The organism is Serratia sp. ASV30 (assembly GCF_016428815.1).
GTDB classification, from domain to species: domain Bacteria; phylum Pseudomonadota; class Gammaproteobacteria; order Enterobacterales; family Enterobacteriaceae; genus Chania; species Chania fonticola_C.
The window spans coordinates 1-301 of the sequence record NZ_JAELTL010000271.1 but is presented as its reverse complement, the minus strand read 5'-3'; the positions used below and the strand labels follow the sequence as shown (position 1 = coordinate 301).

Annotated in this window: 1 protein-coding gene; it reads right to left on the bottom strand. The window is 71.1% G+C overall.

Annotated features, from left to right (window positions below; genetic code table 11):
- Positions 1-301 (bottom strand): Ig-like domain-containing protein (locus JHD74_RS26405; RefSeq protein ID WP_199063955.1); only part of this gene is annotated, 301 nt, incomplete at both ends.

The window sequence follows — 301 nt, the reverse complement described above, 5'->3', positions numbered from 1 at the left end:
CCCCCCCCCCCCCCCCCCCCCCCCCCCCCCCCCCCCCCCCCCCCCCCCCCCCCCCCCCCCCCCCCCCCCCCCCCCCCCCCCCCCCCCCCCCCCCCCCCCCCCATTTTCAAGCAGAAGACGGCATACGCGATGATACCTCCTGTCTCGTGGGCTCGGAGATGTGTATAAGAGACAGGTGACGGTGGTGCTCAGATTATGATCGCCGTTGCCCAGCGGGGCATCTGGCGTAAACGTCCAGTTGCCGTTCTCGTCAACCGTGGTGGTGCCCAGGGTATTGCCATTGTCGGTCACGGTGACCGTG